The 1,158-nt window shown below is 46.0% G+C and carries 1 protein-coding gene; it reads left to right on the forward strand.

Translation table 11 applies throughout. The annotated features are described in order from the left end of the window. A partial coding sequence (locus IEU90_RS11200; protein WP_229723705.1) for a mucin-binding protein occupies nucleotides 1–1,158 on the forward strand: 1,158 nt, incomplete at both ends.

The raw sequence follows: 1,158 nt of genomic DNA on the forward strand, positions 1-1,158 counted from the left end.
AATGTAACTGGTAAGATCATCAGTTCAACTGAATGGGTAAGCAACAAGGACAGCTACAGCAATGTGGCAACCCCAGTTGTTGAAGGTTACCACGCCGATCGGGCACAGGTTGATGGTCAAAAGGTAACCATGGAAGACCAAGAAGCTACAGTTACCTATGTACCAAATGGTAAGATTGTGCCAGTTGATCCAACAGGAAAGCCAATTCCGAATGTACCAACACCACAATACCCAACCGATCCAACGGATCCAACCAAGGTAACGCCAAATGAACCGGTACCAACAATTCCTAATTACACGCCAGAAGTACCAACGGTAACACCTACTGATCCAGGTGTTGATACACCGGTTAAGTACACTCCAAATACGGTAAATCCAAAGCCGGCAGTTGACCAAATTGCGGTTGTTAACTACGTTGACCAAGATAACAACAACGCACAAATCGCAACTTCTGGTAACTTGACTGGTAAGGCTGGCAGTGTAATTAACTACAGTACTGCTGATGAAATCAAGCAGCTTGAAGCCCACGGTTACGTTCTCGTAACTGATGGCTTCCCAGTCGGCGCAACCTTTGATGATAACGCGGATCAAAACCAAGTCTTCACGGTTGTATTGAAGCATGGTCATGCTCCAGTTGGTCCTAAGAACCCAGAAGAACCAGGTACACCTGTTAACCCAGGCTACCCAGAAGGTCCAAAGTGGCCTGCAAAGGACAACTACAGCAAGGACTACACTTCAACCGTTCACTTTGTTGATAACAACGGTAACAAGATGCGTGATGACAATGTCCAAACTTCTACTTGGACGCGGACATTAATCATCGACAAGGTTACTGGTCAAATCCTCAACCCGGACGAGAACTGGACTTCTGACAAGGCCAGCTACAATGAAGTGAAGGTTCCGGTAATCAATGGTTACGTTGCGGACAAGGCTAACGTTCCAGCTAAGGAAGCAGTTCAACAGAACATTGAAGATACGGTAACCTACACGAAGGTTGGAAACATTGTACCGGTTGATCCAAGCGGTAACCGGATTCCAAATGTTCCAGTTGTGCCATACACAAATGACCCAACAGACCCAACTAAGGTTATACCAAACGAACCAGTACCTTCAGTTCCAGGAATGACACCAAATGTTACAACTGTAACACCGGATCAC

It is taken from the genome of Limosilactobacillus caviae, assembly GCF_014635905.1.
GTDB classification, from domain to species: Bacteria; Bacillota; Bacilli; order Lactobacillales; family Lactobacillaceae; genus Limosilactobacillus; species Limosilactobacillus caviae.